The sequence below is a fragment of the Acidovorax sp. AC410 genome (genome assembly GCF_979253235.1).
This window is the reverse complement of sequence record NZ_CEEDCG010000001.1, coordinates 4,340,905-4,364,727: the sequence shown is the minus strand read 5'-3', so window position 1 is coordinate 4,364,727 and position 23,823 is coordinate 4,340,905. Positions and strand designations below refer to the sequence as shown.

Annotated in this window: 22 protein-coding genes and 2 pseudogenes; 12 read left to right on the top strand and 12 right to left on the bottom strand. The window is 68.3% G+C overall.

From position 1 onward, the window contains the following. Positions 1–7 precede the first annotated feature (7 nt). Positions 8–2,093: pseudogene (locus AC0IZS_RS20275) on the bottom strand (2,4-dienoyl-CoA reductase FMN-binding domain-containing protein). 91 nt (positions 2,094–2,184) lie between these two features. Between AC0IZS_RS20275 and AC0IZS_RS20270 the strand changes: the two are divergent. From AC0IZS_RS20270 to AC0IZS_RS20260, 3 genes are all read left to right on the top strand, one after another. Beyond that, a complete protein-coding gene (locus AC0IZS_RS20270) occupies positions 2,185–2,805 on the top strand; it encodes a TetR/AcrR family transcriptional regulator (protein ID WP_471637257.1) in 621 nt (206 codons plus the stop codon). A gap of 1,120 nt (positions 2,806–3,925) precedes the next feature. Next, positions 3,926–4,465, top strand: coding sequence for a hypothetical protein (locus AC0IZS_RS20265; RefSeq protein ID WP_471637256.1), 540 nt, complete (start codon positions 3,926–3,928; stop codon positions 4,463–4,465). Between the two features lie 45 nt (positions 4,466–4,510). Further along, a complete protein-coding gene (locus AC0IZS_RS20260) occupies positions 4,511–5,032 on the top strand; it encodes a hypothetical protein (RefSeq protein WP_471637255.1) in 522 nt (173 codons plus the stop codon). Between the two features lie 18 nt (positions 5,033–5,050). Here the strand turns inward: AC0IZS_RS20260 and AC0IZS_RS20255 are convergent, their stop codons facing one another. Beyond that, positions 5,051–5,293 carry a SlyX family protein gene (locus tag AC0IZS_RS20255; protein ID WP_471637254.1) on the bottom strand — a complete coding sequence of 81 codons (243 nt, stop codon included), beginning with the start codon at positions 5,291–5,293 and terminating at the stop codon, positions 5,051–5,053. Further along, a complete protein-coding gene (locus AC0IZS_RS20250; protein ID WP_471637253.1) occupies positions 5,293–6,483 on the bottom strand; it encodes an aminotransferase-like domain-containing protein in 1,191 nt (396 codons plus the stop codon). Before AC0IZS_RS20250 ends, AC0IZS_RS20255 begins: the two co-directional genes overlap by 1 nt. Positions 6,484–6,594: 111 nt before the next feature. Here AC0IZS_RS20250 and AC0IZS_RS20245 point away from each other — a divergent pair, with 111 nt between their 5' ends. Beyond that, positions 6,595–7,071: an AraC family transcriptional regulator gene (locus AC0IZS_RS20245; protein ID WP_471637252.1), complete on the top strand. Its 477-nt coding sequence runs from the start codon at positions 6,595–6,597 to the stop codon at positions 7,069–7,071. Between the two features lie 25 nt (positions 7,072–7,096). On the opposite strand, the gene AC0IZS_RS20240 is transcribed toward AC0IZS_RS20245, so the two are convergent. After that, entirely contained in the window at positions 7,097–8,119 is a 1,023-nt protein-coding gene (locus tag AC0IZS_RS20240) for an alpha/beta hydrolase family protein (protein WP_471637251.1), read from the bottom strand. 287 nt (positions 8,120–8,406) lie between these two features. Here AC0IZS_RS20240 and AC0IZS_RS20235 point away from each other — a divergent pair. Both AC0IZS_RS20235 and AC0IZS_RS20230 read left to right on the top strand, forming a co-directional pair. Then, positions 8,407–8,826, top strand: a pseudogene (locus AC0IZS_RS20235) (DUF3592 domain-containing protein); the annotation flags it as partial. 373 nt (positions 8,827–9,199) lie between these two features. Beyond that, complete coding sequence (locus tag AC0IZS_RS20230) at positions 9,200–10,198, top strand: hypothetical protein (protein WP_471639614.1); 999 nt, start codon at positions 9,200–9,202, stop codon at positions 10,196–10,198. Positions 10,199–10,207: 9 nt separating this feature from the next. On the opposite strand, the gene AC0IZS_RS20225 is transcribed toward AC0IZS_RS20230, so the two are convergent. Both AC0IZS_RS20225 and AC0IZS_RS20220 read right to left on the bottom strand, forming a co-directional pair. After that, entirely contained in the window at positions 10,208–11,194 is a 987-nt protein-coding gene (locus AC0IZS_RS20225) for a Bug family tripartite tricarboxylate transporter substrate binding protein (protein ID WP_471637250.1), read from the bottom strand. Positions 11,195–11,255: 61 nt separating this feature from the next. Next, positions 11,256–12,731, bottom strand: a complete 1,476-nt coding sequence (locus tag AC0IZS_RS20220; protein ID WP_471637249.1) for an amidase — start codon at positions 12,729–12,731, stop codon at positions 11,256–11,258. A gap of 119 nt (positions 12,732–12,850) precedes the next feature. On the opposite strand from AC0IZS_RS20220, the gene AC0IZS_RS20215 reads away from it, so the two are divergent. After that, positions 12,851–13,768 carry a LysR family transcriptional regulator gene (locus AC0IZS_RS20215; RefSeq protein WP_471637248.1) on the top strand — a complete coding sequence of 306 codons (918 nt, stop codon included), beginning with the start codon at positions 12,851–12,853 and terminating at the stop codon, positions 13,766–13,768. Positions 13,769–13,774: 6 nt separating this feature from the next. Here the strand turns inward: AC0IZS_RS20215 and AC0IZS_RS20210 are convergent, their stop codons facing one another. The 5 genes from AC0IZS_RS20210 to AC0IZS_RS20190 all read right to left on the bottom strand — a co-directional run bounded on the left by AC0IZS_RS20210 (position 13,775) and on the right by AC0IZS_RS20190 (position 17,637). Then, positions 13,775–13,927 (bottom strand): hypothetical protein, encoded by a 153-nt coding sequence (locus tag AC0IZS_RS20210; RefSeq protein ID WP_471637247.1) that lies wholly within the window; start codon positions 13,925–13,927, stop codon positions 13,775–13,777. Continuing rightward, positions 13,927–14,343: a GNAT family N-acetyltransferase gene (locus AC0IZS_RS20205; protein ID WP_471637246.1), complete on the bottom strand. Its 417-nt coding sequence runs from the start codon at positions 14,341–14,343 to the stop codon at positions 13,927–13,929. Before AC0IZS_RS20205 ends, AC0IZS_RS20210 begins: the two co-directional genes overlap by 1 nt. A 119-nt stretch (positions 14,344–14,462) precedes the next feature. Beyond that, a complete protein-coding gene (locus AC0IZS_RS20200; RefSeq protein ID WP_471637245.1) occupies positions 14,463–16,076 on the bottom strand; it encodes a RimK family protein in 1,614 nt (537 codons plus the stop codon). Further along, entirely contained in the window at positions 16,058–17,236 is a 1,179-nt protein-coding gene (locus AC0IZS_RS20195; protein WP_471637244.1) for a GNAT family N-acetyltransferase/peptidase C39 family protein, read from the bottom strand. The genes AC0IZS_RS20200 and AC0IZS_RS20195 overlap by 19 nt, the downstream gene beginning before the upstream one ends. Continuing rightward, on the bottom strand, positions 17,221–17,637 hold the full coding sequence (locus AC0IZS_RS20190; protein ID WP_471637243.1) for a hypothetical protein: 417 nt from the start codon (positions 17,635–17,637) through the stop codon (positions 17,221–17,223). The genes AC0IZS_RS20195 and AC0IZS_RS20190 overlap by 16 nt, the downstream gene beginning before the upstream one ends. A 126-nt stretch (positions 17,638–17,763) precedes the next feature. On the opposite strand from AC0IZS_RS20190, the gene nth reads away from it, so the two are divergent. Beyond that, positions 17,764–18,402, top strand: coding sequence for an endonuclease III (nth, locus tag AC0IZS_RS20185; protein ID WP_471637242.1), 639 nt, complete (start codon positions 17,764–17,766; stop codon positions 18,400–18,402). Between the two features lie 781 nt (positions 18,403–19,183). On the opposite strand, the gene cynR is transcribed toward nth, so the two are convergent. Next, complete coding sequence (gene cynR, locus AC0IZS_RS20180; protein WP_471637241.1) at positions 19,184–20,050, bottom strand: transcriptional regulator CynR; 867 nt, start codon at positions 20,048–20,050, stop codon at positions 19,184–19,186. A gap of 144 nt (positions 20,051–20,194) precedes the next feature. Here cynR and AC0IZS_RS20175 point away from each other — a divergent pair, with 144 nt between their 5' ends. The 4 genes from AC0IZS_RS20175 to AC0IZS_RS20160 are packed head-to-tail and all read left to right on the top strand — an operon-like array spanning position 20,195 to position 23,688. Then, positions 20,195–21,388 carry a muconate cycloisomerase family protein gene (locus tag AC0IZS_RS20175; protein ID WP_471637240.1) on the top strand — a complete coding sequence of 398 codons (1,194 nt, stop codon included), beginning with the start codon at positions 20,195–20,197 and terminating at the stop codon, positions 21,386–21,388. 20 nt (positions 21,389–21,408) lie between these two features. Continuing rightward, positions 21,409–21,684: a muconolactone Delta-isomerase gene (gene catC, locus AC0IZS_RS20170; protein ID WP_057206268.1), complete on the top strand. Its 276-nt coding sequence runs from the start codon at positions 21,409–21,411 to the stop codon at positions 21,682–21,684. Between the two features lie 46 nt (positions 21,685–21,730). Then, a complete protein-coding gene (locus tag AC0IZS_RS20165) occupies positions 21,731–22,717 on the top strand; it encodes a tripartite tricarboxylate transporter substrate binding protein (RefSeq protein WP_471637239.1) in 987 nt (328 codons plus the stop codon). 50 nt (positions 22,718–22,767) lie between these two features. Then, positions 22,768–23,688 (top strand): dioxygenase family protein, encoded by a 921-nt coding sequence (locus tag AC0IZS_RS20160; RefSeq protein WP_471637238.1) that lies wholly within the window; start codon positions 22,768–22,770, stop codon positions 23,686–23,688. The last annotated feature ends 135 nt before the right edge of the window (positions 23,689–23,823 follow it).

Below are 23,823 nucleotides of genomic sequence, written 5' to 3'. Positions count from 1 at the left end.
CCCGCGACTACAGCACCGCAGCCAGCCGCGCCGCCTGGTCGATGGCGCGCTTGGCGTCGAGTTCGCCCGCCTCCAGCGCGCCACCGACCACATGGGGCTTCTTGCCCAGCGCCAGCAGCTCGTCGGCCAGGGTGCGCAGCGGCAGTTGGCCGGCGCACAGCACCACGGTGTCGCAGGGGATCCAGGTCGGGTCCTCGCGCTGCTCGCCGTACGAGACGAGCAGGCCCTCGTCGGCAATGCGCTCGTAGTTCACGCCGCCCACCATCTGCACCTGCTTCATCTTCAGCGTGGTGCGGTGGATCCAGCCCGTGGTCTTGCCCAGGCCCTCGCCGAGCTTGCCCTTCTTGCGCTGCAGCAGCGTGACCTGGCGGGCCGGTGGCGTGGCCTGCGGGCCCTTTCGGGGCCAGGCCGCCGCGTGCCTCGGCCGGGTCGGTGATGCCCCATTCGGCCTGCCAGGCGGGCAGGTCGAGCGTGGTCGAATGGCCTTCGTGCACCAGGAATTCGGCCACGTCGAAGCCGATACCGCCCGCGCCGATGACGGCCACGCGAGCGCCCACGGGCTTGCCGTGGCGCAGCACGTCGATGTAGCTCAATACCTTGGGGTGCTCCTGCCCGGGGATCTTCGGGTCGCGCGGGCTCACGCCCGTGGCCACCACCACTTCGTCGTAACCCGCCAGGTCGGCTGCCTGCACGGACCGGCCCAGATGCAATTGCACGCCCGTGTCCTCCACCCGCGTGGCCAGGTAGCGCAGCATCTCGTGGAACTCCTCCTTGCCCGGAACCTGCTTGGCCATGTTGAGCTGGCCGCCGATGGCCTCGGCCGCATCGAACAAATGCACCTCGTGCCCGCGCTCGGCGGCCACGGTGGCGGCCGTCAGGCCCGCCGGCCCGGCGCCCACCACGGCGATGCGCTTGGGCTTTTGCTGCGGCGTGAGCGGCGTGTAGACCAGCAGCGTCTCGTGGCAGGCGCGCGGGTTCACCAGGCAACTGCTGGTCTTGTTCTTGAACACATGGTCCAGGCAGGCCTGGTTGCAGGCGATGCAGGTGTTGATGCGGTCGGCCCGGCCTGCGGCGGCCTTGTTCACGAAGGCCGCATCGGCCAGCAGCGGGCGCGCCATGGAGACCATGTCGGCACAGCCATCGGCCAGCACTTGCTCGGCCACCTCGGGCGTGTTGATGCGGTTGGAGGTGACGAGCGGCGTGGCGATGCCGGCGGCCTTGAACTCGGCCTTCATTTTTTGCGTGACCCAGGCGAAGGCCGCGCGCGGCACGCTGGTGGCGATGGTGGGTATGCGCGCCTCGTGCCAGCCGATGCCGGTGTTGACCAGGCTGGCACCGCCCGTGGCAACGGCCTTGCCCAGGGTAACGATCTCGTCCCAGGCGCTGCCACCGGGCACCAGGTCGATCATGGACAGGCGGTAGATGATGATGAAGTCTGGCCCCACGGCCTCGCGCATGCGCGCCAAAATTTCCACCGGCAGGCGCATGCGCTGGCTGTAGTCACCGCCCCAGGCATCGGTGCGCCGGTTGGTGGTGGCCGAGAGAAACTGGTTGATCAAATAGCCCTCGGATCCCATCACCTCCACCCCGTCATACCCGGCCTCGCGCGCCCGCTGTGCGCAGTTGACGAAGGCGCGGATCTGCCGCTCCACCCCGCTGGCCGACAGCGCGAACGGCGTGAACGGCGATATCGGCGACTGCAGCCGCGAGGGCGCCACCGCCAGCGGGTGGTAGGCATAGCGGCCCGTGTGCAGGATCTGCAGCGCGATCTTGCCGCCGGCACCGTGCACGGCCTCGGTCACCACCTTGTGGCGGCGCGCGGCACCCGCAGTGGACAGCGTGCCTGCGAACGGCTTGGTCCAGCCCGCGATGTTGGGCGCGAATCCCCCCGTCACGATCAGCCCCACCCCGCCCTCGGCCCGCTCGCGGAAATAGGCCGCCATGCGCGTGAGGTCGCGCGCGTCTTCGAGCCCCGTGTGCATGGAGCCCATGAGCACGCGGTTCTTGATCTGCGTGAACCCGAGGTCCAGCGGGGCGAGCAGGTGGGGGTACAGGGCGTGGCCGGGCGGCAGTTCGCTGGCGATGGATTTCATGGTGGGGCGCAGAAAGGGTGGGATGGCGTCCAGAACGCCGGACACAACATCTAGAATTATTTTCTAGAACTTTATTCTAGAATGCACTTCCATGGCAAGCCGTACCAACCCCGCCCCCACCGCCGAGACCACCGACCGCCGCCAGGAGATCCTGAACGCCGCGCTGGCCTGCGCCGCGCAGGCGGGGGTGGACGCGGTCTCCATCGATGGCGTGCGCGCGCGCTGCGGCGCCAGCGTGGGCAGCATTTATCACCACTTCGGCAGCAGGGAGGGCATCGTCGCGGCGCTGTTCTTCGACATCTTTGCAGCGCAGTCGCGCAGCGTGCAGGCCCAGCTCGATGCCGCCGTAGGCGTGGAAGCGGGCGTGCAGGCCCTGGTCACTGGCTACCTCGACTGGGTGGTGGCCCGGCCCGTGCAGGCGCGCTTTCTGTTCCAGGCGCGCAGCCCGGTGGCCAGCGGCCCGCGCAGCGCCGAACTGGCCGAGGCGGCGCGTGGGCGCAATCAGGCGCTGTTGGCGTGGTTCGAGCCGCACCGTCGGGGAGGCGCATTGCGCGACCTGCCCTGCGAGCTGATGCCCTCGCTGGTGATGGGGCCGGTGCAGAGCTATTGCCGGGCGTGGTTGTCGGAGCGGGCTGGCCAGGGTGGGCTGCCCTCGCCGGAGGTGTACCGCAGTGAGTTGGCGGCTGCGGCTTGGAGGGCGGTGCGGGCGTGATGGGTGTGGGGCGTGGGCCCCAGTGCCGTTCTGTTTCTGTGGTTGCTGTGTGCTTTTGCTGAGGGCGGAGGCCGGGGTGTGCGCCCGGCGGCGCAGTAACTTTCTCTTGGCCGCCAAGAGAAAGTCACCAAAGAGAAGGCGGCCCCCAGTCTGCGTCCCCCATCGCCCTGTCGGGCGATGGGGGCAACCTGCGATGCTCGGATCTGGGGTGGTGCCGCAGAACTCGCTACGTTCTTCGAACTCCGCTCAAACAGCTGCGGCAAGTCAGATGACGAAGCGTGTGTGTCCTTCGGCACACACGCCCACCCCAGCTCCTGCGCTTCTCGGCGCAGCCAGCAGGGGTGGGGAGCGGGTACCGCACGGCTGCTGCTGCGCAGCTGCGCCGGGTGTCGGTTCGCGCTGCGCGCTGCCGACGAAACTGACGGGATCGCCCTGGCGAGCCGAGCGCAGCGAAGGACCACAGGCCGAGCGAAGCAATGGCCCGTATGGAGCCCGCTCCCCACCCCCTTCTGACCGTGCCGAGAAGCGCAGGGCCTGGGGTGAGCGCGTGCCGCAGGACACGCGCATCGTTGTCTGGCTCGCCGAAGCTGTCTGACCGGAGCTGCCTCGCAGAGGCAGCGCAGGGAGTTCTTCGGCGTCACCCCAGGACCGAGCATCGCAGGCTGCCCCCTCGCCACCGGCGAGGGGGACACGGGCAGCGGGGTCGCCTTTCTTTGGGGTACTTTTCTTTGGCGAAGCAAAGAACAAGTACCTCGGCCGCCGGGCCGAGACCCGGCCTCCGCCCTCCACCAAGGCAAGCAGCAACCATCACCACCACCGCACCACAACCTTCCGCAAGCGAGGTGAAGAAGCGGGCAGCAGGCGGTGACGGATGCGGCCACAGCGTTGTGGCAGCACGCCCAAGGAACCGCGCGGCTTTCAAAAAATGTCCCGGACGGATGCCGAACACGTTTACGATTTGCGGCAATCGCCTGCCAAAAAATGGCGCTCCTGAGGGATCTCCGTTCATGCTGGGCAAAGACTTCGACCGCATCGCAGACGCATATCCGCTCGACCTGGCGGCGTTCGCCCACCTTCTCGTCGACGAAGAGCGGCGCACCTTCGCAGGCACATAGCCAGCATGGCAAGTACCTACCGATTCATCGCACACCCTGCAGACCCATCACCGGTCCTGGCATGGTTCCGGGCCCTCGCCACGCCCCCTGCAGAGGTGCCGACCGCGCGCGCCACGGTGCTGCATTTTGCGCGCATGGGGGCGCTCGCATACCGGGCCGATGGCCGGATCGACGCAACCCGCTCGCCCGTGGTCACGGTGTTCTCGCCCCAGGTGAAAAGGGGTGTGCTCTGGACGGTGGGCGAGGTCCATTTTCTCGCCAGCCCCCTGCGCAGCCTGTTCCCCGAACTGCACCGCGTGGGCAAGGACTTTGCCCGCTGGCTCGCAGGGCACGACTGCGTGTTCTCCCACAAATCCGGCCCCCACGAATTCGACTACTACCTCGAGGGCTCCATTCGCAACTACGACCCGCCGGTGCATGCGTTTCCCGCAGCCCTGGCCGCCCTCGCCCAGGGGCAGTACTTCGTTGCCGAGGAAGATAACGAAGTGCGCCTCGACCAGCTGTGTCGGGCACTTCGCCTGCGCGGCGTCGCTTGCAGTCCGTGAACGCTGCGCCACCGCCGATCCACCTATACCCCGCCAAGACAGACCATGCTCACGCAGGACAAGGAAGACTTCATTGCATTCGCCAGCGGTGGCCGCGAACATACGGCCCAGGTGGTGCAGCGCCTGAACGCCCGCGCTTTGGGTCACTTCGAGGACCATCCCCTGTCCGCGAAGCTGGTGCGGCAACATGTAGCCGGGTTGGTCTCCCTGTGGAATGACAACCCGGTCCCCGGCGCGCGCGACTGGGTGCTGCAGTTCATCGCCGATGCCCAGATCGCCGACGCGCAGGTCCGCCCCATGATCCGCGAGGCGCTGGCCGATAAGGACTGCCCCTTTCTACCAACGGTGCTCTACACCATGGGCACCTCCCCTGCCCTGTTCGAGGACTGCGGAGACCTGCTGCTCGCGCTGGCCAGCCACCCGGACCACGAGGTGCGCTGGCGGGTTGCGTACTTCATCTCCAAGGTGCGCAACCGCAGCGAGTCCATGGTCCGCGCCATCCATCTGCTGAAGCTCGATCGCTACGACACGACGCAGGTGTATGTCAGGGCCTGCGGCGTCAGTTGACCTGCACAGCGCTGCGCCTCAGTAATGCGGCGGCAACTCGTCGCGCAGATTGCGCGGCGCCCCGCCCGCCCCGCCATCCGGCGCCTGCTGCCGCAGCTGAATGACCTCTTGCGTAAGCCGGTCGATCAGCTCCTGCTGGCGGTAGATGGTGAGGTTGAGCTGGTCCAGCAGGTCCTCGGTGAAGCTGGCCTTGATCTCCAGGCTCTCCAGCCGCTCGACGATGCGCTGCGGGTCCGCATCCGGAACCGAGGTCGGCTCCATCAGAGGGCCTGGCTGAGGCGCGCCACGCCTTCGCGGATCTTCTCCACGTCGGCCGTCGCGAACGACAGGCGCAGCGTGGCGTGGTCGGGGTTGGCGCAGTAGAACGGCGTGCCGGGCACGAAGGCCACACCCTTTTCGATCGCACGCTTGGCCAGCACGTTGCCGTCGGCCACCTTGCCGCCCGCACCCGTGAGGCGGGCCCACACGAACAGGCCGCCCTGGGGCTGCACGAATTCGATGGCGTCGCCCAGTTCCTTGCGCAGCGCATCGCCCATGGCCTGGGCGCGCTCTGCGTACACCTTGCGCACCTTGGCCAGGGTGGCGGGCATGCGGCCGGCCTTGAGGTACTGGGCAGCGGTGGCCTGGGCGAAGGTACTGGTGTGCGCGTCGCTGAACTGTTTGCACATGGTGGCCTTGGCCAGCAGTTCGGCCGGGGCGATCATCCAGCCTACGCGCAGGCCGGGCGAGAGCACCTTGCTCATGGAGCCGCAGTGCGCCAGCAGTTCGCGGCTGCCGGGCACGCTGGCCGACAGGTTCAACAGGCTGGGCGGCGGGGCTTCGCCGAAGTACAGGTCGCCGTAGGGGTCGTCCTCGACGATCAGGGTCTGGTACTTGACTGCCATCTCCAGCACCTGTTTGCGGCGCTCCAGGCTCAGCATCACGCCGCTGGGGTTGCCGAAGGTGGGGATGAGGTAGACGAACTTGGGTTGGTGCTCGGCGATGAGCTTTTCCAGCTCGTCGGTCTTCACGCCGTTTTCATCGATGGGGGCGCTGATGAGTTCGGCGCCATACAGGCGAAAGCACTGGATGGTGGCCAGGAAGGTCGGGCCTTCGACGATGACCTTGTCGCCGGGGCTGATGAGGGTCTTGCCCAGCAGGTCCAGCGCCTGCTGGCTGCCGGTGGTGACGATCAGGTTCTCGGGCGCCAGGTCCTTGGCGCCCTTGCTGGCCATGAAGGCAGCCAACTGTTCGCGCAGGGGCTGGTAGCCCTCCGTGGCGCCGTACTGCAGGGCGGCACCGGGTTCGTCCGTCAGCGCCTGGTTGCTGGCCGCGCGGATGCCTTCCACGTCGAACATGGCGCTGTCCGGGAAGCCACCGGCAAAGCTGATGATGCCGGGCTTGCCCAGCAGCTTGAAAAGCTCGCGGATGGCAGAGGTTTCTACATTGTTCAGGCGGTCGGCGAATTGCATGGAATGGGATCCCGGTGACAGTGGCGAATCCCTCCATTGTCGCCAATTGCGGCGCAGGTTTCCTGCGGCGTAGACTGGTGCACCCCTTCCAAACGACCGAGACAAGGCACCATGACCCTGGAAATCCGCCAGCTACCCAAGATGCGCCTGGCCTGCATGCGCCACACCGGCCCCTACGGCCCGGCCCTGGGCCAGCTGTGGGAGCGCTTTGGCCAGTGGTGCGCCGAGCACCGCCTGAGCGAGCCCCGCCCCAAGTTCTATGGCCTGAGCCTGGACAACCCCGCCTGCACGCCGCCCGAGCAGTGCCGCTACGACGCCTGCGTGCAGGTCGGCGTGGGCCTGCGCACGGGCCCCGATGCCCAGGTGCAGGACTTTGCGGGCGGCGACTACCTGTGCCAGCACTTCCACGGCACGGGCGCCGAACTCGGCGCGGCCTGGGCCGCCCTGGGCGCGCCGGGCCGGTTGCCCGCAGGCTGGGAGTTCGACGCGCGGCCCGCGGTGGAGGTCTACGACGAGGACTTCGCGATGGACCCGAAGACCGGGGCGTTTGCGTGCTGGCTGTATGCCGCCGTGAAGCGCATCGCATAGCCTGGCAGGCGCCCGACACCATCGCTCACCGCCACTGCTGCGCGAAGAATTCAGACACCTGGTCTTCCAGCAGGGGCTGGTAGGCCACGCGGTCAAAGCCGGGCGGGTTGGCGGCTGCATCCCCCGCATCCGAGGGCAGCGGCATGGACGGTTGCGCCATGAAGGCGAAGTGCCCCGCCCCCGGCACCGTGCTGGCCTGGGCCTTGGGCATGCTGGCGGCCACATGGCCGCCGTGGTACTTGCCGACCAGCACGGTGTCACGCTCGGCCATGACCACGCGCACCGGCACGCTGATGGCGGCCAGGCTCTCGGGCGTGAACACCACGGCCATGGGGGCCAGGGCCACCACGGCGCGGATGCGCGGGTCGGGCACGGAGACGCGCTGCGCGTCACGGGCCGGGGCAGAGGCTGGTGCTGCCTGGGCCGACGGTGCGGGGCCCGTGGCAGACAGTTTGCCCAGGGAACAGAACATGGGATCGTCCTGCACCGTGCGGCAGTGCAGCGCCGCACGGTGGGGCTCGGCCTCGCCGCCGGCCAGCGCCAGCACGGTGTAGCCCCCGGCCGAATGCCCCACCGCACCGATGCGCCCGGCCGGAATGCGGGCGCCCCATTCGGGGCTGGCCAGCAGCGCATCGAGCACGCGGCTGACCTGGCGCGGGCGCTCGCTGAAGTAGTGGCCCGAAGTGACCATGGAGCGGTCTTCCCAGTTGTCGCCGGGGTGGCGCAGGGCGGCGACCAGGTAGCCATCCTTGGCCAGGCGCGTGGCCAGGTTGTGGTGGCCCACCTCCGAGCCGCCCGTGCCGTGCGATACCAGCACCAGCCCCTTGAGCGGCGCCTGCGCCGCTGGCGCGCCCGGTGCCACGACGGGCTGCCAGGGGCCCATGGGCAGGGCACGCGCAGGCGCTGCCGTGGGGTAGAACAGCGCCACCTGGATCGGGGAGTCGCCGGGAACGGTGAGCGTGCGGTAGCCCGCCTGCTGCGCACTGGCCTGGCCGGCCAGCCCCATCAGGGCGGCAGCGGCGAGGGTCTGGAAGAGCGTGGTCATCATGGTGTGTGCCTCAAAGCCCGCCACAACAGCGGGTTGGCGGCACTGTAGGCAGCCACCCCTGCCCTGCCCACCGGGTTGCGACGAAATGCAGGAAGGCTTCGCCAAGCGAGTCAATACGGGGGCAGACGGCACACCCGCTCCCCCTGGAATGCTGTCTCAACGCCGCGCGGTGCTGCCGTTCGTCGCACCCCGGCCACATGACACCCGGTAAGGCGTGTGGGAATTCCTTCCTGGGAACGGGGCCATTCCTACACTGCGCTTCCCTTTGACCCACCGGGTACCTGTCCATGCCTGTGCCGCTCTCCTGGAACCGCAAGAACGCCTCGCCCCGCGCCTGGCTGGTGATGGCGCTGTTCACACTGCCCTTCACGGGGGTGGGGCTGGTGTTCCTGTTCGCAGCAATCCTGCCCACGTTGTACGACGGCTGGCGCATGCAGTCCTGGCAGCCGGTGCAGGCCACGCTGGTGGACGCAGCCCTGGAGACCCGGGGCGGGGGCAAGCGCCAGATCACCTATGGCGTGCGCGCCGTGTACCAGTACGAAGTGGGCGGCGTGCGCTACACAGGCTCGCGCCCGGCCATCAACGGCGGTGCCGATGATGTTGCCCACTTCAACTACAGCCTGGGCCAGCGGCTGGTGAAGGCTCTCCAGGCGGGAGAACCAGTCACCGCGTTCGTGGACCCCGGCAAGCCTGCCGAGTCGGTGCTGGACCGCAGCATCCGCTGGCCCCTGCTGCGCTTCTGGATGATTTTCGTGGTGACTTTCGGCGGCGTGGGTGGCGGCCTGATGGCCTGGGCTCTGCGCAACCACCGCAAAGGCCACCGTGCGGACCTGTACAGCGATGCAGCCAGTGGCCGCGTGCAGGGCCTGGCCCCTCTGGCGGGCGGGCCGATCAGCGCCTTGCAGAAACTGGAGACACGGCTGCTCATGGGCTTTGCGGCCGCCGCGCTGGCCCTGAGCGTGTGGCTGTGCCTGCAGGTGCTGCCACAGGCCTGGCAAGACCGCCCCGCGGCCTGGGTGGTGCTGGTGTTCCCGCTGGTCACTGGTGGGGCTGCTGCGGGCGCTGTGGAAGCGCCGGCGCATGCGGCTGCGCTTTGGCGATGCGCAACTGGTGCTCAGCCCCCTGCCGGCCCGGCTGGGCGCGCCGTTCGCCGCGCACGTGGACATCAAGGCCCCCCTGCGCCAGCACAGGCGCTACAACGCGCGGCTGCAGTGCCTGCGCAGCCGCACCATCCGCATGGGCGAGAACACGCACACCGCCGAAGATGTTCAGTGGAGCGCCAGCGCGCGCGCCCAGGTGCGGGCGCAGGACGAAGGCGTGGTGCGCCTGCAGTGGCGCCTGCAGGTGCCGCCCGGCCTGCCCACCACCGAGGAGCCCGGCGTGCAGTGGCGGCTGGAGATCCACGACGAGGACGAGGCCCAGGGCTACCGCGCGCAGTTCCACCTGCCCATGGCCGGGGCTGCACCACAAGGCGAGGATGCCCGGCCAGAGCCCGGCAGTGCGGCAGGGGGATTGCCAGCCCTGGCGGACGATGAAGGCCTGGTGCCGGGCACCGATCCCTTTGCCGCAGTGTGCACCTTGCAGGCTGTTCCCGGGGGCGGGGCCGAGCTGGCGCAGCCTGCGGGCCGCATGTGGCGCGCGCAGCGCATCACCATCCTCACGGGGCTGCTCATCGGCGTGCCCTTGTTCGCCTCCGTGGCGGTGGCGGCGCCTCCACTGGGGCGGCTCGGTGCCAGCCTGGCGGCCGCGCTGCTGGTGGCCTGGGCGGTGTTCGCAGTGGGCAACCGGCGCCAGAGCATTCTGAACGCGCAGCAGGGCATCCGCATGGAGCGGCGGCTGCTGGGCCTGCGCACCTCCTTCACCCAGTGCCCGGCGCACGATGTGCAGCAGCTTGCGATCCGCCTGGCCTACACACAGATCCTGGGCTACGGGCCGGGCGAGCAGATCTACACGCTGTATGCGCAGCTGCGCAATGGGCGCCGCCTCACGCTGGCCGACAGCATCAGCGGCCAACCGGCTGCACGCCTGGCGCTGCGCGAGGTGGCCCGGCTCAGCGGCTTCACCGCTGCCGCTGCCTGAGGACCTCGCTCAGTCGCCGCGGATGTCCGCGCGCGCCGCGACCGCACGCATGGCCGGCAGCTCGCGCTCGATGCGTGCACGCAGGCCGTCCCCGTTGGACCATGAGGGTGTGAGCCCGATGTCCACCAGCTTCTTCTTGAACTCGGCCGAGGCCATGGTGTCGGCCAGGGCCTTCTCCAGCCGGGCCTGCACGGGCGCGGGCAGGCCGGCGGGGCCGACGAAGGCGAACCACGAGCCCATGTCGAAGCCCGGATAGCCGCTTTCGGCCACGGTGGGCACGTTGGGCAGCAAGGCCAGGCGCTGGGCACCCAGGGCGGCGACGGGCCGGATCTTGCCGGCCTTGATGAGCGGGGTGGAGGCGACCACCGTGTCCACCGCGAACTGCACCTGCCCGCCCATCAGCGCGGTGAGGTTGGGTGCGCTGCCGTTGAAGGGCACGTGCAGCATCTTCGCGCCGGTGGTGGACTTGAGCACCTCGCCGCCGAAGTGCACCGAAGAGCCCGTGCCATAGGAGCCGTAGGAAAACTTGTCGGGGGACGCCTTCGTCAACGCGATCACGTCCTTGAGCGTGCTGCCGGGCGTGTCGTTGTGGGCCACCAGCAGCAGGCCCATGTCGGCCACCAGGCCCAGTTGCGTGAAGCTGCGCACGGGGTCGTACGGCAGGTTGCTGCGGATGGCGGGGTTCAGCGTGAAGGTGGTGTTGGCGCCCAGCAGCAGCGTGTAGCCATCGGCCGGGGCCTTGGCCACGATGGAGGCCCCCACCACGGTGCCGGCACCGGCCCGGTTCTCCACCACCATGGGCTGGCCCAGGCGCTCGCCCATCGAGGTGGCCAGCAGGCGCCCCAGGATGTCGGTGGCGCCGCCGGGTGCAAAGGGCACGACGAGCTTGATGGGGCGATCAGGGTAGCCCTGCTGGGCCCACGCCACGGCGGGCGCCGCGAATACGGCCGCACCGGCCACCAGACACGACAGAAAACGGGAACGCGGCATCGGCATGGGGAACATCTCCAGGAGCAACAGGACGAAAGGATGGGGGGCGACGAACGACGGCAACCGATCAGCGCAGCAGCGGACTGTGCACACGCGAGTAACCACTGGCCAGGTCGTACGCATGGCCGATCTGCAGCACCGCCGCGTCGGTCTGCGCGGGGCCGATGATCTGCAGGCCGGCCGGCAGGCCCTCGGGGCCAAAGCCTGCGGGCGCCGCCAGCGCGGGCAGGCCGGCCATGGTGGCGGGCACCACGGTCTCCATCCAGCGGTGGTAGGTGTCCATGCGGCGCCCGGCCACTTCGTGCGGCCAGTCCAGGCTGGCATCGAAAGGGAACACCTGGGCTGCGGGCAGCACCAGGAAGTCGAAGCGCGTGAACAGCCCGCGCAGCACCTGGTACCAGGCCGTGCGCACGCGCGCTGCGTCGTAGACCTGCATGGCCGTCAGCGCCAGGCCGCGCTGTATCTCCCACACCGCCTCGGGCTTGAGCTGGGCGCGCTTGGCACTGTCGTGGTAGAGCGCCGCATTGGCACCCGCCACGCTGAAGCTGCGCAGATCGAGCCAGGCCTTCCACAGCTGCTCCATATCGAAGTCGACCACGGCCTTCTCCACCGTGCAGCCCACGGTGCGGAAATGGCCCAGTGCCTTCTCGCAGGTGGAGTACAGGCCTGGGTCGGTGGGCAGGTAACCGCCCAGGTCGCCCAGCCAGCCGATGCGCTTGCCCTTGAAGTCGCGCTCCAGCGGCTGGCCGAAGGCGGCCACGTCGTCGCTGCGGCGTGTGAGCGGCAGGCGCTCGTCAAAACCCGCCTGCACCGACAGCAGCAGCGCCAGGTCGGGGATGTTGCGCGCCATGGGCCCGGTCACGCTGAACTGCTGGAAGAACACTTCTTCCGACGGCCCGTGCGGCACCAGGCCCGGCGAGGTGCGCAGGCCAAACACATTGTTGAACGCGGCCGGCGTGCGCAGCGAGCCCATCATGTCCGAACCATCGGCCACGGGCAGCATGTGCAAGGCCACGGCCACCCCTGCCCCGCCGCTGCTGCCGCCGGCCGAGCGCGCCGGGTCGAAGGCATTGCGCGTAGTGCCGTACACCGGGTTGTAGGTGTGCCCGCCCAGGCCGAACTCGGGCGAATTGGTGCGGCCGATGAACAGCGCACCGCTGGCGCGCATGCGCTCGAACACCACGGCATCGGTGGTGGTGACCTGGCCGGCAAAGAGGGGGGAGCCGCGCGTGGTGACCATGCCCGCGGCGGGCGCGATGTCCTTGGGCGCCTGGGGCATGCCGTGCAGCGGGCCCAGGCTCTGGCCACGCGCCAGTTGCGCATCGCGCTCTGCCGCCAGGGCGTGCAGCGCACCGCGGTCGGCCATGGCCACCAGGGCGTTGACCACGGGGTTCAGGCGGTCCACCTGGGCCAGGTAGGCATCAAGCACCTCCACGCACGAGACCTCGCGGGCATGGATGGCGCGCGACAGGCCCGTGGCCGTATGGGCGACGATGCCGCTGGGGGCGATGCCCGTGGCGGGCAGGCTGGAGAGTTCGGGCATGGGGGCGGCTGCGTTCGAATAAGTCATTTCGAAGTCAGCATAGGCAGGCTGCTGCTTTTCTGCAATCGACGATTTCTGAGGTTACCCTTGCGTTTTACGCAAACCACAAGAGGTCATCCATGCTCTCCAGCCGCCTGCAGGACACGGCCCTGCGCTACTTTCTGGAGGTGGTGCGCAGCGGCTCGGTGAGCGAGGCGGCCACGCGGCTCAGCGTGTCACCCTCGGCCGTGAGCCGGCAGGTGGCGGCGCTGGAGGACCTGCTGGGCGTGCCCCTGTTCGACCGGCGCCCGCGCGGCATGGCACCCAGCGCGGCCGGCGAGATGCTGGCCGCCCATGCGCGGCGCGGCGCGCTGGAGGCTGACCGCGTGGTGGCCGACATCAAGGCGCTGCAGGGGCTGCATACCGGGCTGGTGCGGCTGTGCAGCTCGGCGGGCTTTGCCATCGAGTTCTTGCCGCGCGTGATGGCGCAGTTCCGCACGCAGTACCCGGGCATCCAGTTCCACGTGCGCGTGGCCAGCCCGGCGGCGGTGACCACGGCGGTGCTGCACGGCGACGCGGACATCGGCCTGACCTACAGCCGCGCGGCCGAGCGCGACATCAGCGTGCAGCACCGCGAGGCCTCTCCGGTGATCGCCATCATGCGGCCCGACCATGCCCTGGCGCGCTTCAAATCGATCACCCTGGCGCAAATGCACCCCTACCCCATCGCCCTGCCCGAGCGCGACAACACCGTGCGCCAGCTGTTCGACATCGGCTGCAGCCAGCGCGGCCTGGTGTTCGAGCCGGTGCTGGTGTGCAACCACTTCGAGACGCTGACCCACTTCGTGCTGCACGGTGGTGGACTGTCGATATCGGGCGAGGTGACGGTGCGCGACCGCGTGCAGCGCGGCGAACTGCACGCCGCCCAGATCCGCGAGCCCGGCATGAGCGCCCGCGCGGTGGAGGTGCAGACGTTGGGCGGGCGCACCCTGCCGGCAGGGGTGCGCAGATTCCTGGATTTTCTGCGCGAGCAGTTGGTGGCGCGCGACGCGGGCTGAAGACGCCTATGGAACCGGGGTGTCCTGATTTGCAGTCTTCCCCTTGTCGTGGACAGCCTCCAGCCAGGCCGCGATTTTTTCCCCAAGGCGAAACACCAGCAGGAACGCAGCAATGGCGATGCCGACAAACAACACATCGTGAACGGCGTGATGCACCATCAGACCAACGACTTGAGAAGCACGAACAAGGTGAGTCCCGGGATGTAATTGTCAATCTGGGCGTAGCCCCGGTATCCAGCGCGCTCATACATCAGCGCCGTCTTTGGCGACAGGGATTCAATGAGGCATTCGTTGCACCCAGCACCTCTGGCGGCACCCTCGATGCCGGCCAGCAGCCTGTGGCCCAGGCCTTTGCGCCGATGCGCTGCATCCACCCAGAGGTATTCCACATACAGCCGGTCCAGTTCAATCCGCCCTGCCGCACCTCCGATCAGATGGCCGTTGTCGCGTGCCATGCAGGCCAGGGGTTGGGGATGTCCGGCGCCGACGGCTGCACGGTCATGGGCGATGACTGCTTTGGAGAGGTGCTGAAGCTCCCCGACTTCAGGCGCAAAGGATGTCTCGAGCTCGTTCATAGGTCACACCAGCGATTTTTTCGCCTGCGTATTGTTTTCTTGGGTCCTGGGCATCAACCTGCCTGGCCCGGTAGGGGCTGCAGGCTGCCTCTTGGCAAAAGGGCGCAGGCGCCTGCTGATCAGGCGCAACGTGCCGTGCGTGTCGCGGACCTCAGTTCCGAGACGGCGACAGACGACGACAGAAGCGGGGTGATCTGCACGGCTGCGCCGTCTCCTGCCTGCAGCCCCGGCACAGCCAGGCTACCCGCACCGCCGGGCCCCCGGTGCAGGCGCTGCTCCATGCGGGTGAGCAGGTGGCCCAGCAGACTGCGGTACACGGCATCCCCGGTTATGGCGTCCTCCACTCCGGTATCCAGATTGGGGTTGTCGTTGATCTCGATCACATGGGCGCCGCTGGGGTTGCACTTGAGGTCCACGCCATAAAAGCCGTCGCCCACCAGGCGCGCCGCAGCGGTGGCGGCGGCCAACACCTCGGCCGGGACTTGCGCCAGGGGCACGGCCAGCGTGCGGCCCTCGGTGTACTGGCCGTTGTCGCCGTGCTGCAGTATCTGCCAATGCCCGTCGCACATGAAGTACTTGGCGGCAAACAGCGGCTGGCCCGCGAGGATGCCAATGCGCCAGTCGAAGTCGGTGTACATGTACTCCTGCACCAGGATGATTTCCGACTCCTTGAGCATCTCGCGCGCGATCTCCTGCAGTTGCGCAAAGTGGTCGGCCTTCTTCACGCTGCGGCTGAACGAGCCGTCGGGCACCTTCACCACCACCGGGTAGGCCAGCCCATGCTGGAAATCCGCCAGCGTGCGGCGGCTGAGCATGTGCGTGCGCGGTGTGGCAATGCCATGGCCGCGCAGCAATTCGGCCAGATAGGCCTTGTTGGTGCAGCGCAGGATGGAGACCGGGTCGTCGATGACGGGCATGCCTTCGGCCACCGCCCGCTTGGCAAACTGGAAGGTGTGGTGGTTGACGGCCGTGGTCTCGCGGATGAACAGGGCGTCGAACTGCGCCAGGCGCGAAAAATCCTTCTTCTCGATCAGCTCGGCAGCAATGCCCATGCTGTCGCCGACGGTGATGAGCCTGGCGAGCGTGGCGGCGCTCGACGGCGGCAGCGGGTCGGCCGGGTCGTGCAGGATGGCCAGGTCCATGCGCGGCGCGGCCACGGCCGCCACGGGGCGCCAGCTGCGCCGCGTGAAATGGCCCAGCGCTTCGGTGAAGACCTCGTCGCGGTGGGCATCCACGCCACGCGGGTCCAGCGCCTGCAGGGCCGCCACATGCCAGCCCTGCGGGGCATCGCAGCGCTCGACGACAATCTCCAGCAGCGGGCAGCGAAACAGCTCGAAGCTCTTGCGTGCCAGGGCCGCGAATTCAGCATCCTCGGTGCGCCCGAAGAACACCTGCAGCGTGAGGGTGCTGACCGAGCGCGGTATGCCCGGCAGCGGGCCGACCAGCCGGTCCAGCACCGCGATGGAAGCCGCCCGCGCCTTGCCGCGCGCCAGGCCCAGGATGGCCTCCACGCCCGGTGTCACGCGGTCGCCGCGCGCCTCGGCCAGCAGCGAACAGTAATAGCCGATGCCCAGGTAGCTGTAGCTGCGGCACAGATTGGTGACCTTGCGCACTCGGCTGCGTGGCTGGGGGCCTTCGGCAATGAACTCCTCGGCGGTGACGATCTTCACGCCGGGGTCGCTCCAGCGGAAGTCGGAGCGCTTTTCGACCACGATCACATGTTCTGAGGACACGGGGAAACTTCTTTCTTGCTTGCAATGATGACGGCCGCCGTCTGGCGGCGGCGCCCGTAGCGGGCGATCTTCTTGAACTCGGCCAGGCTCACCGACATGCCGCCGTCGCTCTCGCCGGAGCGGGCCATGGGGTCGAGCACGCGGAACACCGCACCGTCGAAGCCGACGATGGCCACCCAGTGCGGCGCCTTCTCGCGGTGCAGCCGCCACAGGCTGATCAGCACGATGGGCACATGGCCCAGGCGCAATTGCTCGATCACCCCCTCGGCAGACACCGGCAGCGCAAAGATGGGCACGCCGCGCGCCAGCAGCTCGGCCTGGAAGTCGTCTTCCACGCGCTGGATGACGCGCTTCTTGTGCGGCTCGCGCACGCTGTCCATGAACAGCGAGGAGCCCGCGGCGGCATAGACCGACACCTCGAAGCCGCGGTGCAGCGCGGCGCACGCCAGGCCGAAGGGCCCACAGCCGCCGTGGCCCGCAGCCATGAACACCGTGGTGGCCTCGCGCCACAGGCGTATCTCGGCCGCCTGGTCCATCACGGTGGCCGGGTCGAGCGCCGACATGGCGATCAGCAGCGCGCAGGGGCCGCAGGTGAAGTCCAGCGTCTGACCATAGTGCCGCGCGCTGCGCAGCACCGGGTGCGCGCCCTGGCCCTTGTCGTCGAACAGGTCCTTCTGGAAACAGAGGGCATCCACTCCGTCTTCGTAGTAGGCGATCTTGCGGCCCGAGGGCACGAAGCCGAAGCGCCGGAACAGGCGGTGGGCACCGGCATTGTCGGCCCGGCTCTCCAGCCGCAGCAGCGCACAGCCCGCGCGGCGCGCATGGCCCAGGGCCTCGGTGACCAAGGCGCTGGCCAGCCCACTGTTGCGCGCCTGCGGTGCGACGGCCAGCGAGTACAAGCGCGCGACGAAGGTGCCCCGGCGCAGCAGCACCACGCAGGCGCCGGGCACCGCTGCGCACTCGCCTGCGCCATCGCGGGCCACCAGCACCCGGGCCGAAGGGCTGCGCAGCAGGCGCCGCCAGTTGGCCAGGGCAATGCGGTCGCCGGTGAACGCAGCGCGCTCCAAAGCATCGAGTGCAGGCGCATCCCCCAGCGTGCCTAGGCCAATGGGGCCGCTGGCGGGTGGTGCAGAAGGCAGCCCCCTCAATGCACCACGCATGGGGTGCCTGTGCTTGTGTTTGTGCTTGCGCCTGTCAGCCGCTCAATGCGGCCGAACTCGGCCTGTGGCATGCCGGCCGTGAGCAGGGCCATGCAGGTGGCCAGCTCGCTGCGGCGCAGGTGGATGTGGGCGCTGATGCCGTGGCGCGCGACATCCATCCCGATGCGGTAGCAGGCCAGCCGAGGACCCAGGATGCAGTGCAGGATGCGCCGCACTGCGGGTACGTCGGCGCCGGACAACCGCAGGGGAAGGACCACGAGGTCATCCGGACGGCCCTGATGAGCGGCGCTGAGCGCCACGCGGTGGAGCGAAACCAGGGAAAGGCTGGGGTGCAGCATGCGGGGGCCTGCGCCAGGGAGCCAGGCGGCTTCCAAGCCGGCGGCAGGCAGTGGGTTAAACATGGCTTGCAGTCTAGGCAGCGCGGCATAAATTCGTTGTAAAGAAACGCGCTGCGGCCGTCAAATCGCCGTGAAGAATCCACTGCGGGACAATGCAGCACCCGACAAGAACAACGGCCCCTCCCCACCATGAAAACCGAGCAGATCGAACCCTTCTTCGCCGCCCTCAAGGCCGCCAACCCCATGCCCAACACGGAGCTGGAGTACACCACCCCGTTCGAGCTGCTGGCCGCCGTGCTGCTCTCGGCCCAGGCCACCGATGTGGGCGTGAACAAGGCCACGCGCAAGCTGTTTCCGGTGGCGGGCACGCCGCAGGCCATCCTGGACCTGGGGCTCGAAGGGCTGGAGGGCTACATCAAGACCATCGGCCTGTACCGCACGAAGGCGAAGAACCTGATGGCTACCTGCCGCATCCTCGTGGAGCAGCACGGCAGCGTGGTGCCGCGCACGCGCGAGGAGCTCGAAGCCCTGCCCGGCGTGGGCCGCAAGACGGCCAACGTGGTCCTCAACGTGGCCTTCGGCCAGCCCACGATGGCGGTGGATACGCACATCTTTCGCGTGGGCAACCGCACGGGGCTGGCGCCGGGCAAGAACCCGTTGGCGGTGGAGTTGCAGTTGGTGAAGCGGGTGCCGGATGCGTATGCCGTGGATTCGCACCACTGGCTGATCTTGCTGGGGCGGTATGTGTGCGTGGCGCGCAAGCCGCGGTGTTGGGAGTGTGTGGTGCCGCAGTATTGCGACTTTGAGCCGAAGACAGCGGCGCCTTAAGTATCTTTGGCGGCGGTTGCTGCGTGTTTGATTTGAAGGGCGGAGGCCGGGATGTGCGCCCGGCGGCGCACCCACCTTCTTTTGCGTCGCCAAAAGAAGGTGGGCCAAGAAAAGGCGACCCCCAGTCTGCGTCCCCCATCGCCCGGTGGGCGATGGGGGCAACCTGCGATGCTCGGATCTGGGGTGGTGCCGATGAACTCGCTGCGTTCCCCCTGCGGGTGAACTCCGCTCAAACAGCATCGGCAAGCCAGATCACGAAGTGCGTGTGTCCTTCGGCACACGCACCCACCCCAGATCCTGCGCTTCTCGGCGCAGCCAGCAGGGGTGGGGAGCGGGGACAAACACGGCTGCTGCTTCGCAGCTGCGCCTGGGGTCGGGGACGCGCTGCGCGCTGCCGACGCCAAAGCGCAGCGAGGCGCAACGGGGCCGAGCGAAGCAAAGGCCCGTGTGGAGCCCGCTCCCACCCCCTTCTGACCGTGCCGAGAAGCGCAGGGCCTGGGGTGAGCGCGTGCCGAAGGACACGCGCATCGTGAACTGACTCACCGCAGTTGTCCGAGCGGAGTTTGGCCGCAGGCCAAACGCAGCGAGTTCTGCGGTGCACCCCAGGCCCGAGCATCGCAGGCTGCCCCCTCGTACGCAGTGCGAGGGGGACACGGGCAGCGGGGTCGCCTTTTCTTTGCCTACTTTCTTTTGGCGAAGCAAAAGAACAGTAGGTGCGCCGCCGGGCGCACACCCCGGCCTCCGCCCTCAACACAACCACAGAAGCAACCACCACCAAAAATCAAGGCCTCAACAAAGCAGCAAACTCCAAAGCCGCCCGACTCCTGGAAGCCCCCTTGCGCCACAAAATCCCCGCATGCCGCACCATCCCCGGCGAATGCAGATTGATGGCATGCAGGTCACTGGCCTGCAGAGCAGCCCGCTCCGGCGCAATGCTCGCCAGATCCCCCCAACGGCAAACATCCAGCAAGCCCTCCACCGACTCCATCTCCACCCGCACCAAAGGCACCACCCCGGCGGCCCGCAGGCTCTCATCAATCAGGCGCCGCGTAGTGAACGCCCGCGGCAGCATGGCCAAGGGCACGCCCGCCAGGTCCTTCAGGGCCAGGGTACGCCGTCGCGCCAAGGGATGTGCCCGGTTCACCACCAACTGCAGCCGCTCCTCGAACAAAGGCTCGGTCTCGATCTCGACGCGCTCGGTGGGATAAAAGGCGATTCCCACGTCGAGCTGCCCCTCCACCAATTGCTCCTCGATGGGCCCGGCCCGCAGGTCACGCACCACCACGTTGACGCCCGGGTACGCGCTGCTGAAGGCCGCCACCGCCGCCGGCACCAGGGTGTGCAAGAAGGTCGGTATCACGCCCACGGTGAGTGAGCCCGACTGCAGCGCGCCCATATCAGCCAGCGCCATGCGGCCAGCCTCGATCTCCTGCAGCGCGCGCGCCGCGTAGGTGCGAAAGGCCACTCCCGCCTGCGACAGCTTGAGCCCCCGGCCCAGCCGGTCGAACAGCGCCACGCCCAGCTCCTGCTCCAGCTGGCGCAGGCCATGCGACAGCGTGGACTGCGTGACGAACAGGTTCTGCGCCGACTGCGTCAGGTGCTCGGTGCGCGCGATGTCGAGGAAATAGCGAAGCTGGCGAATTTCCATGGAGCAGTCCCTTCAGTTGGCAGCCTTTAATCCATCGATGATATCGAACGATGCATTGCAAATGAATCATTGGATTTGCAAGCGGGCAAAAACTAAGCTTCGCCTTGAACCCATGTTTCCCCCATCGACCGAAGGCCCGCCCCCATGAACAACCACCCCGGTGGTTTCACCATCGAGCGCATCGAAGCGCGCATCCTGGACATTCCCACCATCCGCCCGCACAAGCTTTCGTTCGGCTCCATCAGCCGCCAGAGCCCAGTCATCGTGCAGCTGTGGCTGGCCAATGGCGCCTGCGGCTTTGGCGAGGCGGCCACCATCGGCGGCCCTTCGTGGAACGAGGAATCGCCCGAGAGCATCCACCACGCCATCACCCAGTACCTGGCCCCTGCCCTCCTGGGCCAGGGTGCGGGCGGCTTCGAGGCGGCCCTGGCGCGCATGGACAAGGCCTGCAAGGGCAATGCCTTTGCCAAGAGCGCCGTGGAGATGGCCCTCATCGATGCCGTGGCACGCACGCTGGGCCTGCCGGCCTGGCAGCTGCTGGGCGGCAAGGTACACCACAGCCTGCCCCTGGCCTGGACCCTGGCCAGCGGCAACGTGGAGCGCGACCTGGAGGAAGCCCAGCTGCGCCTGGAGCAACGGCGCCACCACATCTTCAAGATGAAGATCGGCGCCAATGCCCCGGCCGCGGACGTGGCGCATGTGACCCAGATCGCGCGCGGCCTGGCAGGCCGCGCCACGCTGACGGTGGACGTGAACCAGGCCTGGGACGGCAACACCGCGCGCCGCTACCTGCCGCAGCTGGTGGAAGCCGGCGTGACGCTGATCGAGCAGCCGGTGGCCCACTGGAACATCGAGGCCCTGAAGGGCCTGACCGCTGCGCTGGGACGCGACGCCCTCATCATGGCCGACGAAACCGTGTGCACCCCGCAGGACGCGATGGCCCTGGCGCGCGGCCAGGCCTGCCACGTGTTCTCACTCAAGGTGGCCAAGCACGGCGGCCTGCTGCGTACGCGCAAGGTGGCGGCGATTGCCGAGGCGGCCGACATCGGCTGGTACGGCGGCACCATGCTGGAGACCTCGCTGGGCAGCGCCGCATCGGCCCACGTCTTCTCCACCCTCACGGGCCAGCACCATGGCTGCGAACTGTTCGGCCCGCAGCTGCTGGTGGACGACATCGTGGAAACCCAGATGCCGATTGCCGACTTTGCATTGCAGCTGCCCGACGGCCCGGGCTTTGGCGTGCAGGTGTCGCTGGCGCAGCTCGACCGCTTCGACCGCGCCCGCGAAGGCAAGGCGCCCATCCACATCGATCTGGGCCGCCAGGCCGCCACCATTTGAGAAAAAAGGAGAACCCCGCAATGCTGTTCCTCGTCCGCATGGATGTGCACATCCCCCACGACCTGCCTGCCGACCAGGCCAACGACATCAAGACCCGCGAAAAGGCCTACTCGCAGGAGCTGCAGCGCGACGGCCGCTGGCCGCATATCTGGCGCGTGGTGGGCGAGTACGCCAACTACAGCGTCTTCGACGTGGCCTCCAACGACGAGCTGCACCAGCTGCTGCAGGGGCTGCCGCTGTTCCCATTCATGAAGATCTCGGTGACACCGCTGGCAAGGCACCCCTCTGCGATCTGACAGCCGCTACAAAGACAAGACCCGGAGACAAGAAATGAAGATGATGATGAAACGACAACAGGTACTCGGCCTGCTGGGCGCCGCGATGGCACTGGCTGCCTGGCCCGCAGCGCACGCTCAGGCACCGGGCGCCAACTGGCCGAACAAGCCCATCCGCTGGGTCGTTCCCTTCCCGCCCGGTGGCGCCATGGACGCGATTGCCCGCACCCTGGGCGAGAAGGCCGGCCAGGCGCTGGGCCAACCCTTCGTGATCGAGAACAAGGCCGGCGCGGGCGGCAACATCGGCGCCGAGTTCGTTGCCAGGCAGCCGGCCGACGGCTACACGCTGATGATCACCTCCATCGGCATGGCCACCAACAAGCCGCTGTACGGCAAGCTGTCGTACGAACCCATCAAGGACTTCGCCCCGGTGAGCCTGCTGGCCGTGGTGCCCAACGTGCTGGTGACCAATGCCACCCAGCCCGAGGTGAAGACCGCTGCCGACGTGATCGCCGCCGCGCGCAAGGCGCCGGGCAAGCTCACCTATGGCTCGGCCGGCAACGGCACTTCCATCCACCTGGCCGGCGAGGTGTTCAACTCGCTGGCGCAGATCGACATGCTGCACATCCCCTACAAGGGCAGTGGCCCGGCCGTGGCCGACCTGCTGGGCGGGCAGATCAACTACATGTTCGACAGCATCACCTCGGCGCGGCCGCACATCCAGTCGGGCAAGCTGCGCGCCCTGGGCGTGACCACGGCCAAGCGCTCGGCCACGCTGCCCAACGTACCCACCCTGGCCGAAGCCGGCCTGCCGGGCTACGAGGTTTCGCCCTGGTTCGCGGTGTTCATGCCTGCGGGCACGCCCGCGCCCATCGTCAACAAGCTCAACGCCGCCCTGCGCGATGCGATGAAGCAGCCCGACGTGGTGGCCCGCTTCGAGACCATCGGCGCCGAGCCCGTGGGCTCCACGCCCGCCGAACTCGCCAAGCACCTGGCGCGCGAGTCTGAGCGCTGGGCCCAGTTGATCGCGGAGCGCAACATCAAGCTCGACTGAACCACCGATCCATTCCTTCCCACGAACCACCCCACAGAGGAGACAAGAACATGGCAGAACTCACCCAGGCCCAGTTGCTCGAACTGGTCAACACCAAGAAGATCGCCCCCGGCAACCCCCGCGTGCGCCAGCTCACCGAGCGCATCGTCACCGACCTGTTCAAGGCCATCGACGACCTTGACGTGACCCCCGACGAATTCTGGGCCGCTACCGCCTGGCTCACGCGCCTGGGTGCCGCGGGCCAGACGGGCCTGATCACGGCCGGCCTGGGCTTCGACCGCCTGCTCGACATCCGCGCGGACGAGGCCGACCAGAAGGCCGGCCGCGAGGGCGGCACACCGCGCGCCATCGAAGGCCCGCTGTTCGTGGCGGGCGCGCCCACCTCCAAGGTCGAGGTGCGGGTCGACGAGGGCGAGCCCAAGGGCGAGATCTTCATCATGGAAGGCCAGGTGCTGGACCTTGATGGCAAGCCCGTGCCCCATGCGATGGTGGACGTGTGGCATGCCAACGAGCAAGGCGGCTACTCGCACTTCTTCCCAGGCATGCAGCCGTTTGAACTGCGCCGCCGCATCGAGACGGATGCCAAGGGCTTTTACCGCTTTCGCAGCTTCCTGCCGCCGGGCTATGCGATTCCACCGACCGGCCCGGTGGCCGAGCTGTTCGCCGCCCTGGGCCGCCATGGCCAGCGCCCCGCGCATATCCATTTCCTGGTGGCAGCCCCCGGCATGCGCACGCTGACCACACAAGTGAACATTCCCGGTGACAGCTACATCGACGACGACTTCGCGTTCGCCACGCGCGACGGGCTGATCGTGTCGCTGGAGCGCAATGTGGCGCCCAAAGGCTATGAGTCACTGGGCATCACCGCGCCGTTCACGCGCTCGGTGTTCAACTTCGTACTGCCCAAGGCCGCCAGCGAGGACGAGGCACTGCCGCTCACGCGCATGGAGCGGGTGGCGACACCGGGCTGACCCACCACCAGGCCGCGCCAGGCTGCCCTCGCGAGAGGGCGGCCTTTTCGCGTTGCGACAGGCCATGGCCTGCCCTGCGCGCGCTGCAGGAGAAACCCCGTGGCGCATGCCGGCACCATGGCGCACGATACTCGC

Coding starts and splice junctions, on each gene's coding strand:
- AC0IZS_RS20215 (WP_471637248.1), top strand. CDS start 12,851: ATGCTCTCCAGCCGCCTGCAGGACACGGCCCTGCGCTACTTTCTGGAG.
- AC0IZS_RS20225 (WP_471637250.1), bottom strand. CDS start 11,194: ATGCCGATGCCGCGTTCCCGTTTTCTGTCGTGTCTGGTGGCCGGTGCG.
- AC0IZS_RS20220 (WP_471637249.1), bottom strand. CDS start 12,731: ATGCCCGAACTCTCCAGCCTGCCCGCCACGGGCATCGCCCCCAGCGGC.
- AC0IZS_RS20195 (WP_471637244.1), bottom strand. CDS start 17,236: ATGCGTGGTGCATTGAGGGGGCTGCCTTCTGCACCACCCGCCAGCGGC.
- AC0IZS_RS20165 (WP_471637239.1), top strand. CDS start 21,731: ATGAAACGACAACAGGTACTCGGCCTGCTGGGCGCCGCGATGGCACTG.
- AC0IZS_RS20265 (WP_471637256.1), top strand. CDS start 3,926: ATGGCAAGTACCTACCGATTCATCGCACACCCTGCAGACCCATCACCG.
- AC0IZS_RS20255 (WP_471637254.1), bottom strand. CDS start 5,293: ATGGAGCCGACCTCGGTTCCGGATGCGGACCCGCAGCGCATCGTCGAG.
- AC0IZS_RS20245 (WP_471637252.1), top strand. CDS start 6,595: ATGACCCTGGAAATCCGCCAGCTACCCAAGATGCGCCTGGCCTGCATG.
- AC0IZS_RS20190 (WP_471637243.1), bottom strand. CDS start 17,637: ATGTTTAACCCACTGCCTGCCGCCGGCTTGGAAGCCGCCTGGCTCCCT.
- AC0IZS_RS20270 (WP_471637257.1), top strand. CDS start 2,185: ATGGCAAGCCGTACCAACCCCGCCCCCACCGCCGAGACCACCGACCGC.
- AC0IZS_RS20210 (WP_471637247.1), bottom strand. CDS start 13,927: ATGGTGCATCACGCCGTTCACGATGTGTTGTTTGTCGGCATCGCCATT.
- cynR (WP_471637241.1), bottom strand. CDS start 20,050: ATGGAAATTCGCCAGCTTCGCTATTTCCTCGACATCGCGCGCACCGAG.
- AC0IZS_RS20260 (WP_471637255.1), top strand. CDS start 4,511: ATGCTCACGCAGGACAAGGAAGACTTCATTGCATTCGCCAGCGGTGGC.
- AC0IZS_RS20160 (WP_471637238.1), top strand. CDS start 22,768: ATGGCAGAACTCACCCAGGCCCAGTTGCTCGAACTGGTCAACACCAAG.
- nth (WP_471637242.1), top strand. CDS start 17,764: ATGAAAACCGAGCAGATCGAACCCTTCTTCGCCGCCCTCAAGGCCGCC.
- AC0IZS_RS20240 (WP_471637251.1), bottom strand. CDS start 8,119: ATGATGACCACGCTCTTCCAGACCCTCGCCGCTGCCGCCCTGATGGGG.
- AC0IZS_RS20175 (WP_471637240.1), top strand. CDS start 20,195: ATGAACAACCACCCCGGTGGTTTCACCATCGAGCGCATCGAAGCGCGC.
- AC0IZS_RS20205 (WP_471637246.1), bottom strand. CDS start 14,343: ATGAACGAGCTCGAGACATCCTTTGCGCCTGAAGTCGGGGAGCTTCAG.
- AC0IZS_RS20230 (WP_471639614.1), top strand. CDS start 9,200: ATGCGGCTGCGCTTTGGCGATGCGCAACTGGTGCTCAGCCCCCTGCCG.
- catC (WP_057206268.1), top strand. CDS start 21,409: ATGCTGTTCCTCGTCCGCATGGATGTGCACATCCCCCACGACCTGCCT.
- AC0IZS_RS20250 (WP_471637253.1), bottom strand. CDS start 6,483: ATGCAATTCGCCGACCGCCTGAACAATGTAGAAACCTCTGCCATCCGC.